General features: G+C 70.5%; 14 protein-coding genes. 3 read left to right on the top strand and 11 right to left on the bottom strand.

The window, feature by feature from the left end; translation table 11 throughout:
- Nucleotides 1-47 precede the first annotated feature (47 nt).
- Genes OG841_RS33985 through OG841_RS33975 form a run of 3 tightly spaced genes read right to left on the bottom strand, consistent with a single transcriptional unit; the run spans nucleotide 48 to nucleotide 2,756 of the window.
- Nucleotides 48-722, bottom strand: a complete 675-nt coding sequence (locus OG841_RS33985; protein WP_326669296.1) for a response regulator transcription factor — start codon at nucleotides 720-722, stop codon at nucleotides 48-50.
- The gene (macS, locus tag OG841_RS33980; RefSeq protein ID WP_371567925.1) at nucleotides 719-1,957 is read right to left on the bottom strand and encodes a MacS family sensor histidine kinase; all 1,239 of its coding nucleotides are present in this window, start codon (nucleotides 1,955-1,957) and stop codon (nucleotides 719-721) included. Before macS ends, OG841_RS33985 begins: the two co-directional genes overlap by 4 nt.
- A 40-nt stretch (nucleotides 1,958-1,997) precedes the next feature.
- Complete coding sequence (locus tag OG841_RS33975) at nucleotides 1,998-2,756, bottom strand: lysophospholipid acyltransferase family protein (RefSeq protein ID WP_328637900.1); 759 nt, start codon at nucleotides 2,754-2,756, stop codon at nucleotides 1,998-2,000.
- Nucleotides 2,757-2,900: 144 nt separating this feature from the next.
- Here OG841_RS33975 and OG841_RS33970 point away from each other — a divergent pair, with 144 nt between their 5' ends.
- Both OG841_RS33970 and OG841_RS33965 read left to right on the top strand, forming a co-directional pair.
- Nucleotides 2,901-3,680 carry an alpha/beta hydrolase gene (locus OG841_RS33970; protein WP_328637901.1) on the top strand — a complete coding sequence of 260 codons (780 nt, stop codon included), beginning with the start codon at nucleotides 2,901-2,903 and terminating at the stop codon, nucleotides 3,678-3,680.
- Entirely contained in the window at nucleotides 3,673-4,278 is a 606-nt protein-coding gene (locus OG841_RS33965) for a hypothetical protein (protein ID WP_328637902.1), read from the top strand. The genes OG841_RS33970 and OG841_RS33965 overlap by 8 nt, the downstream gene beginning before the upstream one ends.
- Nucleotides 4,279-4,284: 6 nt before the next feature.
- On the opposite strand, the gene OG841_RS33960 is transcribed toward OG841_RS33965, so the two are convergent.
- From OG841_RS33960 to OG841_RS33935, 6 genes are all read right to left on the bottom strand, one after another.
- Nucleotides 4,285-4,992, bottom strand: coding sequence for an endonuclease/exonuclease/phosphatase family protein (locus OG841_RS33960; protein WP_328637903.1), 708 nt, complete (start codon nucleotides 4,990-4,992; stop codon nucleotides 4,285-4,287).
- A gap of 102 nt (nucleotides 4,993-5,094) precedes the next feature.
- Nucleotides 5,095-6,048 (bottom strand): ROK family glucokinase, encoded by a 954-nt coding sequence (locus tag OG841_RS33955; RefSeq protein WP_057611808.1) that lies wholly within the window; start codon nucleotides 6,046-6,048, stop codon nucleotides 5,095-5,097.
- Nucleotides 6,049-6,115: 67 nt separating this feature from the next.
- Complete coding sequence (locus tag OG841_RS33950) at nucleotides 6,116-6,601, bottom strand: DUF5304 family protein (protein ID WP_069763228.1); 486 nt, start codon at nucleotides 6,599-6,601, stop codon at nucleotides 6,116-6,118.
- A 57-nt stretch (nucleotides 6,602-6,658) separates the two neighbouring features.
- Nucleotides 6,659-7,816, bottom strand: coding sequence for an ArsA family ATPase (locus OG841_RS33945; protein ID WP_328637904.1), 1,158 nt, complete (start codon nucleotides 7,814-7,816; stop codon nucleotides 6,659-6,661).
- Between the two features lie 113 nt (nucleotides 7,817-7,929).
- Complete coding sequence (locus OG841_RS33940) at nucleotides 7,930-8,370, bottom strand: SRPBCC family protein (protein WP_328637905.1); 441 nt, start codon at nucleotides 8,368-8,370, stop codon at nucleotides 7,930-7,932.
- Between the two features lie 83 nt (nucleotides 8,371-8,453).
- Nucleotides 8,454-9,251 carry a metallophosphoesterase family protein gene (locus OG841_RS33935; protein WP_365118351.1) on the bottom strand — a complete coding sequence of 266 codons (798 nt, stop codon included), beginning with the start codon at nucleotides 9,249-9,251 and terminating at the stop codon, nucleotides 8,454-8,456.
- A gap of 293 nt (nucleotides 9,252-9,544) precedes the next feature.
- Between OG841_RS33935 and OG841_RS33930 the strand changes: the two genes are divergently transcribed.
- Complete coding sequence (locus OG841_RS33930; RefSeq protein WP_328637906.1) at nucleotides 9,545-11,341, top strand: AMP-dependent synthetase/ligase; 1,797 nt, start codon at nucleotides 9,545-9,547, stop codon at nucleotides 11,339-11,341.
- A 19-nt stretch (nucleotides 11,342-11,360) separates the two neighbouring features.
- Here OG841_RS33930 and OG841_RS33925 read toward each other — a convergent pair whose 3' ends face one another.
- Both OG841_RS33925 and OG841_RS33920 read right to left on the bottom strand, forming a co-directional pair.
- Nucleotides 11,361-12,941: a GMC oxidoreductase gene (locus tag OG841_RS33925; protein WP_328637907.1), complete on the bottom strand. Its 1,581-nt coding sequence runs from the start codon at nucleotides 12,939-12,941 to the stop codon at nucleotides 11,361-11,363.
- Between the two features lie 83 nt (nucleotides 12,942-13,024).
- Nucleotides 13,025-14,167: a glycosyltransferase family 4 protein gene (locus tag OG841_RS33920; RefSeq protein ID WP_328637908.1), complete on the bottom strand. Its 1,143-nt coding sequence runs from the start codon at nucleotides 14,165-14,167 to the stop codon at nucleotides 13,025-13,027.
- Nucleotide 14,168 lies beyond the last annotated feature (1 nt).

Here is a 14,168-nt window from a genome sequence, read left to right as displayed (position 1 = left end):
TTCCCTTCGCCGCAGGTGCCTGACGAAGGGTCAGTGTGACGCCCGTCTCACTCGTCGTCGAGGCCTCTTTCGATGGCGTATCGGACGAGCTCGACCCTGTTGTGGAGTTGCAGCTTGCCGAGGGTGTTCTGGACGTGGTTCTGGACCGTGCGGTGGGAGATCACCAGGCGTTCGGCGATCTGCTTGTAGCTCAGGCCCTTGGCGACCAGCCTCAGCACCTCGGTCTCGCGCTCGGTGAGCTGCGGGGCCCTGGGCTGGTCGGGGTCGGTGGTGGGCGCGGGGTCGGTGGCGAGGCGGCGGTACTCGCCGAGCACCAGGCCGGCGAGGCCGGGCGTGAAGACGGGGTCTCCGACGGCCGTGCGGCGGACCGCGTCCAGGAGTTCCTCGGTCGACGCCGACTTCAGCAGATAGCCGGTCGCGCCCGACTTCACGGCCTCCAGTACGTCGGCGTGCTCGCCGCTCGCGGACAGCACGAGGACGCGCAGGGCCGGGTTGTGCCCGACGAGCTCCTTGCAGACCTGGACGCCGGGCTTCACCGGCAGGTTCAGGTCGAGCACCAGCACGTCGGGGTCCGCCGCCTTGGCCCGGCGTACGGCCTGGTCGCCGTCGCCCGCCGTCGCGACCACGTCGAAGCCGGACTCGGCCAGGTCGCGGGCGACCGCGTCGCGCCACATGGGGTGGTCGTCGACCACCATGACCTTGATCGGACCCTTGTCGTTCATCGCTGTCCTGCCTTCCCCCGTGAGACCTTCGGGACCTTCAGTTCGACCTCCGTGCCCTGGCCCGGAGGCGAGATCAGCTCGGCGCTGCCGCCGAGGTCGCGCAGCCGGCCCCGGATCGACAGGGCCACCCCGAGCCGCCCCTCACCCTCGGCCTGGGCGAGCCGCCCCTCGGGGATGCCGGGTCCGTCGTCCCGTACGGTCACGATCACCTCGTCGGGCTCGTCCTCGACGAGGATCCACGCGCGCGCGTGCTCACCGGCGTGCCGGTGGACGTTGTCCAGGGCGGCCCCGACGGCCGCGGCCAGTTCGCGCGCGGCGGGCGGGGGCAGCGGGACGGGGGCACCGGGCTCGACGAGGGAGACCTTCGCCGAGGCGTACGGGGCGAGCAGCGCGCGCAGGTCGAGCGGCCCGCCGTCCGGCCCGCCCTCCGCCTCATCGTCCCGCTCGTCGTCGATGACGTGGACGACCGCCCCCTGGGCCGCGTCCCGCGACACCCGGGAGACCGAGGTCAGGCCGCCGGAGACCAGGGTGCGCAGCGCCACCTCCTGCTCGCCGGCCATCCGGCCCAGCTCGGCCGCCTCGCCGCCCATGACCGCGCCCCGGCGCTGCACCATGGCGAGCACCTGGAGGACGCTGTCGTGGATGTCGCGGGCCAGCCGCTCACGTTCCCGGGTCGCCGCCTCGATCTCCAGGGCGCGGGCGAGGGTGCGCTCGGAGGCGCGGGCGACCTCGACGACATAGCCGATGGCGATGGAGGCGACCCAGACGAGGATCACGTTGTGGACGGTGTCGCGGGCCGGGTGACCGCGCTCGAACAGGTTGGCGGCGGCGACGGGCGTGGAGGCGAGCGCGGCCCAGCGCCAGCCGCCCTTGATGGCGAACGCGAGGACGGAACCGGCCGTCCATATCGACGGCAGGGTGGGGCCGCCGCTGTCGATGTGGTGGTCGTTGACGACCAGGGGGGTCAGCACGATCCCGGTGATCGCGATCGCGAGGTCGACGGCGAGGAAGCGCTTGGTGCAGGCGGCCGCGTTCTGGACGCGGGGCAGCGTGGCGAACGTCCACACGCACAGGACGACGTAGTAGGCGATGGCGATGCCGGGCCGGTCGAACTCGTCGTACTCGGTGGCGAAGAGCCCGACCGCGTACAGCATGGTGAGCACCCGGTACCCGGTCAGCGCACGCCACAGCGGCTGCTCGACCGACATGCGCATGACCCGCACCTGCTTGACCATGTCCCCCACCCCTGGGCTCCGACCGCCGTGTCCCAGGATCCTAGGACGCCGGCTGCCCGGGCCTGTCCTGCTCGGCCTTCGCGGCAGCCGCCTTGGCGGCCTTCTCCGCCTTGGCCGCCTCCGTGATCCGCCGCTTGGCGGCGGTCGCGTAGATGTCGACGTACTCCTGGCCGGAGAGCTTCATGATCTCGTACATGACCTCGTCGGTCACCGCGCGCAGCACGAAACGGTCGTGCTCCATGCCCTGGTAGCGGCTGAAGTCCAGGGGCTCGCCGATGCGGATGCCCGGCCGCATCAGCTTGGGCATGACCTTGCCCGGCGGCTGGATCTTCTCCGTGTCGATCATGGCGACCGGGATGACCGGAGCACCGGAGGCGAGCGCCACGCGCGCGAGGCCGCCGGGCTTGCCGCGGTAGAGGCGGCCGTCGGGCGAGCGGGTGCCCTCGGGGTAGATGCCGAACAGCTCACCGCGCTCCAGCACGTCGAGGCCGCTCTTGATGGCCGCCTCCCCCGCGCCGCGCGCGCCGGAGCGGTCCACCGGCAGCTGGCCGACGCCCTTGAAGAAGGCCGCCGTGAGGCGGCCCTTCACTCCGGGCGTGGTGAAGTACTCGGCCTTCGCGATGAAGGTGACCTTGCGGTCGAGGACCGCGGGCAGGAAGAAGGAGTCGGAGAAGGAGAGGTGGTTGCTCGCCAAGATGGCGGGGCCCTCGGCGGGAATGTTCTCGAAGCCTTCCACCCAGGGCCTGAAGGCGACCTTCAGCGGCCCTCCGATGGCGACCTTCATCGTGCCGTACAACAACCGAGTGCCTCCTGTGTCCGTCGATGAGACCTTAACCCGGAGCCCTGTCAAACAGTCCGACGGCCCTGGTCGGTGTCAGTGCGGTCGCGTACGGTGAACCTCACCTGGACTTGCTCACGCTTCTTTCATGAACAGGAGACCTAGGTGCCGGTCCTCCCCGGAGCCGAGCCGTTCCGCCATGAGGGCGGGGAGGCCGGTGTCCTTCTCTGCCACGGCTTCACCGGTTCCCCCCAGTCGCTGCGCCCCTGGGCCCAGCACCTCGCCGAGCACGGCCTGACGGTCTCCCTGCCGCTGCTGCCCGGACACGGCACCCGCTGGCAGGACATGGCCCTCACCGGCTGGCAGGACTGGTACGCCGAGGTGGACCGCGAGCTGCGCGCCCTCAGCGAGCGCTGCACCTCCGTGTTCGTGGCCGGCCTGTCCATGGGCGGCACCCTGGCCCTGAGGCTGGCCGCCAAGCACGGGGACGCGGTGAGCGGTGTCGTGGTCGTCAACCCGGCGAACCGCATGCACGGCCTCGCGCCGTACGCCCTTCCGGTGGCCCGTCACTTCGTCCGTACGGCGCCCGGGATCGCCAGCGACATCGCCAAGGAGGGCAGCGTCGAGCTGGGGTACGACAAGGTGCCGCTGCACTCGGCGCACTCCCTGCGCACCTTCTTCCGGCAGGTCGACGGCGAGCTGCCGCAGGTCACCCAGCCGCTGCTGGTGCTGCGCAGCGCCCAGGACCATGTGGTGCCGCCGGCCGATTCCGCGCGTGTGCTGAGCCGGGTGTCGTCGACGGACGTAACGGAGATCGTGCTGGAACAGAGCTACCACGTGGCGACGTTGGACCATGACGCGGAGCGGATTTTCGACGAGAGCCTCGCGTTCATCGGCCGGCACACCACCGGCATCGGCAGCGAAGGGACGGCCGCACGTGGCTGAGCACGACTCCGACCGCGAGGACCGCGAGCCGGACGAGCAGGGCGTCCCGTTCGACGAGGAGGCCGCGTGGGCGGCCATCGTGGCCGGGTACGGCGAGGAGCCGAAGGACCCGCCGGGCACGAAGCCGTTCAAATCGGTTGAGGATCTCGCGCTGCTCGAGACCGAGACGAACGACGAGCCGACGACCACGGAGACGCAGCCCACGAAGGACGGGGCGAAGAAGGACGCGCCGAAGCAGGACGAGAACCCGGCGAAGCCGCTGGGCGGTTCCGTCGCCTTCGCACCCGGTGTCGGGCCCCGTGACTACAGCGCGCCCGAGCCGTCCGAGGAGGACTTCGAGGAGGACGACGAGGGGCACTTCGTCCCCCCGGAGCCGCCGCCGCTGCCGTCCGCCGACACCACCTCGCGGTTCGCCTGGCTGGGAGTGCTGGGCGGGCCGGTCCTGCTGCTGGTCGCGGTGCTGCTCGGCTGGGAGATGACGTGGTGGCTGGCCACGGCGGGGATCGGCGGGTTCCTGGGTGGCTTCGTCACGCTGGTGACGCGGATGCGGGCCGACGACGAGGACGACGAGGATCCCGGCCGGGGTGCCGTGGTCTAGTACGGCTCAGTTCGCGGGGATTCCGAGGGTGGCCAGGACCGGGAGATGGTCGGTGGCCGCCCTCATGTCTGCCTCCGTGATCCCGGGGAGGTGCGTGGGAACTCCGCAGCCGAGCACCTCGATGCCCTTCGTGACGAAGATCGCGTCGATGCGCTGGTGGGGTTTCGTGTGGGTCCAGGTGTGTTCGGCACCCATCGGGCTGGTCGCCCAGCAGTCCTGGAGGTTCGTGGCGAGGCGTCTGAAGGTGCGGCCGGTGGGGCGGTCGTTCAGGTCGCCGCCCGCGATGACGTGGTCCACGCCCATGCCGGCGAGGCGGTCGAGGAGCATGCCCGCCTGGTCGTGGCGCTCGTCCTCCTGCAACGACAGGTGACAGCTCAGGACGCCGAGGCGGGCGCCGCCGAGTCGTACGACCGCTGTGGCGAAGCCTCTTCTGTGGTGGCCGGGGGTGAGCGGGAGGAGGACGTCTTCCGTACGTTCGACCGTTGCCCGCAGATTGCAGAGGATCGCGGGGCCCGCCGCTGTGCCGCCTCCGGTGAGGATGACCAGTCCTGTGGCTGACGCCAGCCTTGCCAGCTTCTTGCGCCAGCGGAAGAAGCGGGGGGCTTCCTGGATCAGTACGAGATCGGGTTCACAGGCGCGGATGACACGGGCGAGGGCGGCTGTGTCGTCGCGCATGGAGCGGATGTTGTAGCTCAGGACTTTGACCGGAACCATGTGGATCAATTTACGCCCAAGAGTGAGGGGCGCGAGGTGTGTGCGGCAGAGCCGCACGGTGAAACGGCCCCGCGCCCCTGAGTAGGTCCACTCCATGCCCGACTACATGATCGGGTCGGGCTCTCTCGCCAGGTCCGCCGCGCCCACCAGGCCCGCCTTGTTGCCCAGTTGGGCCGCGATGACGTCGGCGACCGGGCGCCAGTTGCCGCCCACCAGCCAGCGCTTGTAGGACTTGCGGATCGGGTCCAGGACCAGTTCTCCCTCGTCGGAGAGGCCGCCGCCGACGATGAACGCGGAGGGGTCGAAGAGGGAGGCCAGGTCGGCGAGGCCGGCGCCGGCCCAGCGGGCGAGCTCACGGTAGGAGTCGACGGCCACCGGGTCGCCCTGGCGGGCGGCCATGGAGATGTGCTTGCCCTCGATGCCGTCGGGGCTGCCGTCGCCGAGGCCGAGGAGGATCTCGGCGTTCTCCGGGGTGGCGTTGGCGCGCTGCTTGGCGTAGCGCACCAGGGCGCGTCCTGAGGCGTACTGCTCCCAGCAGCCCTGGCTGCCGCAGCCGCACAGCAGACCGTCGGGCACCATGCGGATGTGGCCGAACTCGGCCGCCACGCCGAAGTGGCCGCGGCGCAGCTTGTTGCCGATGATGATGCCGCCGCCGAGGCCGGTGCCCAGGGTGATGCAGATGACGTTGCGGTGGCCCTTGCCCGCGCCGAACTTGTACTCGCCCCACGCGGCCGCGTTGGCGTCGTTCTCCACGACGACCGGAAGGCCGACCCGGGTCTCGACCTTCTCCTTCAGCGGCTCGTTGCGCCAGTGGATGTTGGGCGCGAAGTAGACCTCCGAGCGCTGGCGGTTGACGTATCCGGCCGCACCGATGCCCACGCCCACGATCGCGTGCCCGGCGCGCGCGCCCTCCACCGCCGAGGCGATCGCGTCCACGATGCCCTCGGCCGTGCCCGGGGTCGGCACCTTGTAGGTCGAGAGGATGTTGCCTTCCTCATCGACCACGCCGGCCGCGATCTTCGTGCCGCCGATGTCGACGCCGATGGTGAGTCCCATGAATCCCTCAGTTTCGGTCGAGCCCCGCTACGGCCAACCGTACCCGAGCCCCTGCGGTCAGGGGGTTTCAGTCCAAGTCGATGCGCTCGCCGGGGCCGGGGTCCTCGCCCCGGTCGCGCAGGGTGTCGTCGCGGCGGCTCCAGCGCTGCTCCTGTGCCTGGACCGCGGAGCGGTACGCGGCGAGGAGCTCGCCCCCCGCGGCGGCGAGGTGGTCGAAGACGTCCGGGTTGCGTTCGATGACCGGCTCGACCGCGGCCTTAGCCTGCTGGACGACCTGCTTGACCACCTGCTGGGCGGCGGGCCCGGCGATGCCACCGAGGAGCGGGGACTGGAGGCCGGACAGCTTCTCGGCGACGTTGTCGACGAGCTTGCGCAGCTCCTCGGCGGCCGAGCCCGGGGGCGGGCCGTACTGGGTGCGGCGGCGGGCCTTCTCCGCCGCGAGGTCCTCCGCGGCCGCCGTCGCCCACGCGTCGGCGTCGGTCGCCCGTACCTCGTCCACGGAATCCACGGGCTCGCGGTCTCCGGCGTCGGACGGGGGGAGCTCTTCGCTCATGACGACCTCCTGACTACGGTTCGTCCCTACGACGTTACCCGAACGGGCGTACACGGTTCACGGGGTCCGGGGCCACAGATCCGGGTCCGGCGCGAACCGGATCCGCAGTTCGCCCTCGCGCAGGGCGGCGCCGGCGACGGTGCAGCGGCGCAGGGCCGAGGGCAGCGGCACGATCCGGCGGAACTGCCCCGCGCTGACGAGGAGTTCGTCGCCGCGCCGGATCAGGTCCAGCTCGTCGCGTATGGCGCCGGGCAGCGGGAGGTGCCACACCAGGACGCCGTCCTCGGCGAGGTGATCGACGACGGGCCACTCGACGGTGGAGGTCGTGTCGTTGACTTCGGGGACGGCGAGGGCGGTCAGGTCGTCGGCGCCGCGCGGGTCGTGGCCGAGGTGCGGGACGGCATGGACGTCGTACGACTCCTGCCACTCCTCCAGGGCCTTGCGCTGCTGGGCGACGAGGCCGGCGGGCCACTCCTCCGGTACGACGCGGTTGGCGATCAGGGCGTCGGGGCGCAGGCCGCGCAGGGCGAGGGCGAGGCTCGCGGACCGTACGTCGTCGGTGCCGGCGGGGCCGGGTTCGGCGACGAGTCGCACGACGGTCTCCCGATCGGCGAGGACGGCCTCGACCGCGCCGAGTTCGGTGTCCCAGCGGGCGGCGGTCTCGTACAACCACTCCGAGGGCATGGGGACGCCGGCGAGCCTTCCGAGCACGGGGCGCAGGCCCGCGGCGGCCTGGCGCTCGGCCGGGAGCAGGCGGCGCAGGTAGCGGCGGAGTTCCTCGGGGAGGGAGAGGAGAGCGAGGGCCTGCTGGGTGGGCGGCAGGTCCACGACGAGCAGCTCGTGCCGCTCGGAGAGCGCCGCGTCGCGCACGGCCCGCAGGAGGGTGAGTTCCTCGGCGCCGGGGAGGGGGGTGACCTCCTCGGGGTCCAGGCGGGAGGCGCCGAGCAGGTTGAGCACATGGGAGGCGCGGTCCTGGAAGCGGGCGAGATCATCCCGGAAACCGGCGGTGGCGTCGGGGCGCCAGGCGGTGAGGTGCGGGGTGATCCGGGTGGGGGTGGGGCCCGTTGTCGCGCCGAGAGTCGTGCCCAGGGTGTCCGTGCGGTCGGCACTCAGCACCAGGGTGCGGATGCCGTTGCCCGCGGCGCGCAGGGCGGTGGCGGCGGCGACTGTCGTACGACCGCTGCCGCCGGGGCCGGTGATCAGGATGGTGCGCATAGGGGTGAACCGTAACGGACGCCGCGGTTCGGCCCGGCCGTGCGCCGAAGGAAAGGAGGTGCCTCGCTCTGCGATCACGCGGCTGCGGGCAGGCACCCCCTCGGCGAGTGCCCCTACTCCCCCGACTCCACCCGCTTCTTCAGCCCCGCCAGCGCACGGTCGATGATGACCTTCTCGGCCTTGCGCTTGATCATGCCGAGCATCGGGATCTTGACGTCGACCGTCAGCAGGTACGTGACCTCCGTCGCCCCCGCACCCGCCGGCTTCAGCAGGTACGAGCCGTCCAGCTGCCGCAGCATCTGGGACTTCACCAGCGTCCAGGAGACCTCGTTCTCGCCGGTCCACGTGTAGCCGAGGACCTGGTCGTCCTTGATGGCGCCCGCGTCCATGACCAGCCGGACCTGCTCGGCGCGGCCGGAGGCGTCCGTCGAGAGGACCTCCGCCTGCTTCACCTCGCCCGTCCAGTCCGGGTAGCGGGCGAAGTCCGCGATCACCGCCATGACGTCGGCAGGCGCAGCTTCGATCGTGATGCTCGAACTGGTGTGTTCCGCCATCGCCGTGGCTCCTCCAGATATGGTCCGGTGAGGAAGGGTGGTACGCACGTCTGTGCAGCGTGAAGGCTACCGCGCGTCCGGGCTCACCATTCCAGCGCCCACGGCTTCCCGGTCCCCGCGAAGTGCCCCACGTTCACGCACTCGGTCGCCCCGATGCGCATCCGCCGGACCAAGGGCTGGTGGACGTGACCGAACAGCGAGTACCGGGGCCGGGTCCGGCGGATCGCGTCCAGCAACGCCCGGCTCCCCCGCTCGAAGCGCCGCGCCACCGTGTCGTACACCAGCTCCGGCACCTCCGGCGGGATGTGCGTGCACAGCACGTCCACCTCGCCGACCGCCTCGATCTTCGCCGCGTACTCCTCGTCGCTGATCTCGTACGGCGTCCGCATGGGGGTCCTGAGACCGCCGCCGACGAAGCCGAACGTCCAGCCGCCGATCTCCACCCGCTCGCCGTCGAGCACGGTCGTACCGGGTCCGGCGTACTCCGGCCACAGAGGCGGCATGTCGACATTGCCGTAGGTCGCGTACGTCGGTGTCGGGAACGCGGCGAACATCTCGGCGTACTGCTTGCGCACGGCCTTCTCGATCACGGAGGCCCGGTCCGCGCCGATCCCGCCCCACAGTCGCGCCCCGAGCTCTCGCGCCTCCTCGAAACGGCGGGCGGTGCGCAGTTCCACGATCAGATCGGCGTTCTCCGTCCCGAACAGGTCGGGGAAGATCCCGCGCGAGTGGTCGGCGTAGTCGAGGAAGAGAACGAGGTCACCCAGACAGATCAGGGCGTCGGCACCCTCGCCGGCTCCGGCCAGGTCATGGGCGTTGCCGTGCACATCGCTGACCACGTGTACGCGCGTCTTCCGGTTTCCGGCCGGTGTGGGTGCCATGACGATCAAGAGTAGGCCTGTGCGGCATACGTGAACAGAGCCGACCGGTCCTGCGGTTACTGGCCAGTCAGTAAGCAGGTGGACTACTGTGCGCCAAGAACCCCAATCCGTGTGACGCAGCGAACATCTCGCCGGACCCCCCTGTCGAAGAAGCCATACCGGCGGGTAACGTCCGGGCAGTCCAGTCGTGCTCAGCTTTCAATCACTGAATCTCTGAGCACCTGCCCGAGCCTTGGACCGACCGTCGCATCACACAACGTCGTGGCGCCGGCGCCCTATGAGGAGCAGCAGTCTTGCGCGAGTTCAGCCTTCCGGCTTTGTACGAGGTCCCTGCGGACGGCAATCTCACCGACATCGTCCGTAGAAACGCCGCGCAGCATCCCGACGTCGCCGTCATCGCCCGCAAGGTGGGCGGTCAGTGGCAGGACGTGACGGCCACGGCGTTCCTCGCCGAGGTGCACGTCGCCGCCAAGGGGCTCATCGCCTCAGGCGTCCAGCCGGGCGACCGGGTCGGTCTGATGTCCCGTACCCGCTACGAGTGGACGCTGCTCGACTTCGCGATCTGGAGCGCGGGCGCGATCACCGTGCCGGTGTACGAGACCAGTTCGCCGGAGCAGATCCAGTGGATCCTCGGCGACTCCGGCGCGACCGCCTGCGTCGTGGAACTGGATGGTCACACCGCGGCCGTCGAGTCGGTGCGCGACGCGCTGCCCGCCCTGAAGCACGTCTGGCAGATCGACGGCGGCGGGATCGAGGAGCTGGCCCGCGCCGGCAAGGACATCAGCGACGCGGCCGTGGAGGAGCGCAGCTCGCTGGCGAAGGCCGACGACCCGGCGACCATCGTCTACACCTCCGGCACCACGGGCCGTCCCAAGGGCTGTGTGCTCACCCACCGCAGCTTCTTCGCGGAGTGCGGCAACATCGTGGAGCGGCTGCGCCCGCTGTTCCGCACCGGTGACTGCTCGGTGCTGCTCTTCCTGCCACTCGCGCACGTCTTCGGTCGGCTCGTGCAGATCGCGCCGATGATGGCACCGATCAAGCTGGGCATGGTCCCGGACATCAAGAACCTCACCGACGAGCTGGCGTCCTTCCGGCCGACGCTGATCCTGGGCGTCCCGCGCGTCTTCGAGAAGGTCTACAACTCGGCGCGCGCCAAGGCGCAGGCGGACGGCAAGGGCAAGATCTTCGACAAGGCCGCCGACACGGCGATCGCCTACAGCAAGGCCCTGGACACCCCGTCGGGTCCGTCGCTCGGACTGAAGATCAAGTACAAGACCTTCGACACACTGGTCTACAGCAAGCTGCGCGCGGTCCTCGGCGGCAAGGGCGAGTACGCCATCTCCGGCGGCGCCCCGCTCGGCGAGCGCCTGGGGCACTTCTTCCGCGGCATCGGCTTCACGGTCCTGGAGGGTTACGGTCTGACCGAGTCCTGTGCCGCGACCGCGTTCAACCCGTGGGACCGCACGAAGATCGGCACGGTCGGTCAGCCGCTGCCGGGCTCGGTGATCCGGATCGCGGACGACGGCGAGGTGCTGCTGCACGGCGAGCACCTGTTCAAGGGCTACTGGAACAACGAGGCCGCCACGGCCGAGGCGCTGACCGACGGCTGGTTCCACACCGGTGACATCGGCACCCTCGACGAGGACGGCTACCTCAGGATCACCGGTCGCAAGAAGGAGATCATCGTCACCGCGGGCGGCAAGAACGTCGCGCCGGCCGTGATCGAGGACCGGATCCGGGCGCACGCACTGGTCGCGGAGTGCATGGTGGTGGGCGACGGGCGGCCGTTCGTGGGCGCGCTGATCACCATCGACGAGGAGTTCCTGGGCCGTTGGGCCGAGGAACACGGCAAGCCGGCGGGTTCCACCGCGGCGTCGCTGGCCGGGGACGCGGACCTGAACGCGGCGATCCAGGCCGCGATCGACGACGGCAACGCCGCGGTGTCGAAGGCGGAATCGGTGCGGAAGTTCCGCATTCTGTCCTCCCAGTTCACGGAGGAGACGGGCCACCTCACGCCGTCGCTGAAGCTCAAGCGGAACGTGGTGGCGAAGGACTACGCGGACGAGATCGAGGCGATCTACGCGAAGTAGAAAGCCTGTTGAAGGAGCGTCATGGCGCGGTGTCCTCGGCGAGGACCCGCGCCATCGTGCGTTCGGCGAGCGCGGTGATGGTGACGAACGGGTTGACCCCGATGTTGCCGGGGATCAGCGAGCCGTCGGTGACGTAGAGCTTCGGATAGCCCTTCACCCGGCCGTAGTTGTCGGTGGCCCTGCCCAGCACACAGCCGCCCAGCGGGTGGTAGGTGAAGTCGTCGGCGAAGACCCTGCTGGGGGAGCCGAAGAGGTCGTACCGGTAGATGGTCGAGTTGGCGGAGTTGATCCGGTCGAAGAGCTTCTTGGCCATGCCGGAGGAGACCGAGCTCTGCGCGGCACTCCAGTTGAGGTTCAGAGCGCCGCCCGAGTACGAGAAGGCCGCGCGCTGCGGGTTCTTGGTGATCGCCAGATACAGGCTCACCCAGTGCTCGAGTCCCGTGGGTAAAGGCGCGATCTCGGCGAAGACGGGGTTGTCGGTGTTGGCCCAGTCGTCGATGCCCATGACCGGCATCGTCGACTGGTTGGCGCCGACGGTGTCCCACAGGTGGTTGGCCCGCCCGAGCATCACGTTGCCGTTGGGGCCCCAGCCGGCCCCGACGCTCGCGTCCAGCGCCGGAAGGGTCCCCGACTGCTTGGACCGGAGCAGGAGTTCACTCGTGCCCAGGCTGCCGCCGCCCAGGAACAGATAGGTGCAGCCGTACTGCTTGGTCTCGACGACCGCGCCGGTGTTGTCGATACGCTCGGCGGTCAGCACCCAGCTGCCGTCGCTCGCCCGGCTGATCCCGGTGACCTTCTCCATGGTGTGGATGGTGACGTTGCCGGTGCCGAGCGCGGACGCCAGATACGTCTTGTCGAGGCTCTTCTTGCCGTGGTTGTTGCCGTAGATGACCTCCTGGCCGAGGGCCGACTTGGTGGCGGTGCCGGCGGCCTCGCGCTGCATGTAGCCGAAGTCGTAGACGCTGGGCACGAAGGTGGTCTTCAGGCCGGTGTTGCCGGCGTGCTTCCGGGAGACCCGGCTGAACTGATACCACTCGGTCGACTCGAACCAGGCCGGGTCGACGGTGTTGACGCCGAGCATGGCGCGGGCGCGCGGGAAGTACGTGCTGTACATCTCCGCGGTGTCGATGCCCGGGAACTGCTCGGCGAAGTAGGACTGGAGCGGGGTGACCGCCATCGAGCCGTTGACCAGGGAGCCGCCGCCGACCCCGCGGCCCACGAAGACGGACATGTTGGAGAAGCGGACGCGGTCCAGGACGCCGGGGTAGGGGTTGATGTCCTTGTTGACGACGTCCAGCCACAGGAAGGTGGCCAGCGGCGCCTCGGTGCGGGTGCGGAACCACATGGAGCGCTGGTCGGGGTTGGCGGTGTTGCAGAAGACCTTGCCGTCGGGGCCGGCGGTGTTCCACAGCCGGCCCATCTCGAGGACGAGGGTGCGGATGCCGGCCTGGCCGAGGCGGAGGGCGGCGACGGAGGCGCCGTAGCCGGAGCCGACGACGATGGCGGGCGCGGACTCGACCGCGGCGGGCTCGTCCGCGCGGGCCGACTGGAGCCCGACACGGGTGAAGCCGAGAGTGGCCGCCGTCTGCAGGGCGGCCATACCAAGGATCTGACGTCTAGTCAGCTGACGCTGTATCAGTTTTGCTGTCATGCGCGCAGCATCGGCGGATTATCGGCCTCCGGCTATAGGAGGGTCTTCAACTTTTCCGCCAACAAATCCCATCGCCACTTCTCCTCGACCCACTCCCGTCCCCGCTCCCCCATGCGCCTCCGCAGTTCCGCGTCGCCGAGGAGGACGACGATCCGCTCGGCGGTCTCCTCGGCCGATCCGCCGCGCACGACCCAGCCGGTCTCGCCGTCGAGGACCGCGTCCGGGGCGCCTCCGGAGTCCCCGGCGACGACGGGCAGGCCGGTCGCGGAGGCCTCCAGGTAGACGATCCCGAGCCCCTCGACGTCGAGCCCGCCCCGGCGGGTCCGGCACGGCATCGCGAAGACGTCCCCGGCGCCGTAGTGGGCGGGCAGCTCGGCCCAGGGCACGGCTCCGGTGAAGCGCACGGAGTCGGCGACACCGGTCTCGTGGGCGAGCCTGCGCAGCTCCTTCTCGTAGGGTCCGCCGCCGACGATCAGCAGAACGGCGTCGGGCTCCTTCGTGAGGATCCGCGGCATGGCGAGAATCAGCGTGTCCTGCCCCTTGCGCGGCACGAGCCGGGACACGCACACGACCACCGGCCGGTCCGTCAGCCCCAGCCGTGCCCGCACCGCGTCACCGCCCGACCCGGGATGGAAGGTCTTCTCGTCGACGCCCGGCGGCAGCTGCACCATCCGCCCGGCCGCCTGCGGCGTCAGCGCGCCGGCGATCCGCGAGCGCGTGTACTCACCGAGGTAGGTGAGGGTGTCCGTCGACTCCCCGATCCGGCCCAACAGCTGCCGCGCGGCGGGCAGTTGGGCCCACCCGGCCTCATGCCCGTGGGTCGTGGCCACCAGCCGCTCGGCACCCGCCCTCCTGAGTGCCGGCGCCATCAGCCCGAGCGGCGCGGCCGCCCCGAACCACACCGACGTACAGCCGTGCTCACGCAGCAGCCCGACGGCCCTGCGGGTGGCCCCGGGCGTCGGCAGCAGCATGGTCGTGGAAGCCCGTACGACGGTGAAGGGCTGCTCCGCGTCGAAGGCGGCGGTCGCCTCGACGCCCTCCCGGCTCCGTTTCCAGGTGGAGGCGTGGACGACCAGGCGCTCGGGGTCGAGCCGGAGCGCCATGTTGTGCAGGAACGCCTGGATGCCACCCGGGCGGGGCGGGAAGTCGTTCGTCACGATCAGGGTCTTGTGCATC

This window comes from Streptomyces canus (genome assembly GCF_041435015.1).
Classification (GTDB): Bacteria; Actinomycetota; Actinomycetes; order Streptomycetales; family Streptomycetaceae; genus Streptomyces; species Streptomyces canus_G.
Note: the sequence above shows the minus strand (reverse complement) of the source record. Positions and strands in the feature narration are given on the sequence as shown.

Excerpts from the sequence above, each read along its gene's own strand:
- OG841_RS33960 (WP_328637903.1), bottom strand. The coding sequence starts at position 4,992 with ATGGTTCCGGTCAAAGTCCTGAGCTACAACATCCGCTCCATGCGCGAC.
- OG841_RS33920 (WP_328637908.1), bottom strand. The coding sequence starts at position 14,167 with ATGCACAAGACCCTGATCGTGACGAACGACTTCCCGCCCCGCCCGGGT.
- OG841_RS33985 (WP_326669296.1), bottom strand. The coding sequence starts at position 722 with ATGAACGACAAGGGTCCGATCAAGGTCATGGTGGTCGACGACCACCCC.
- OG841_RS33955 (WP_057611808.1), bottom strand. The coding sequence starts at position 6,048 with ATGGGACTCACCATCGGCGTCGACATCGGCGGCACGAAGATCGCGGCC.
- OG841_RS33950 (WP_069763228.1), bottom strand. The coding sequence starts at position 6,601 with ATGAGCGAAGAGCTCCCCCCGTCCGACGCCGGAGACCGCGAGCCCGTG.
- OG841_RS33945 (WP_328637904.1), bottom strand. The coding sequence starts at position 7,816 with ATGCGCACCATCCTGATCACCGGCCCCGGCGGCAGCGGTCGTACGACA.
- macS (WP_371567925.1), bottom strand. The coding sequence starts at position 1,957 with ATGGTCAAGCAGGTGCGGGTCATGCGCATGTCGGTCGAGCAGCCGCTG.
- OG841_RS33925 (WP_328637907.1), bottom strand. The coding sequence starts at position 12,941 with ATGGCCGCCCTGCAGACGGCGGCCACTCTCGGCTTCACCCGTGTCGGG.
- OG841_RS33940 (WP_328637905.1), bottom strand. The coding sequence starts at position 8,370 with ATGGCGGAACACACCAGTTCGAGCATCACGATCGAAGCTGCGCCTGCC.
- OG841_RS33935 (WP_365118351.1), bottom strand. The coding sequence starts at position 9,251 with ATGGCACCCACACCGGCCGGAAACCGGAAGACGCGCGTACACGTGGTC.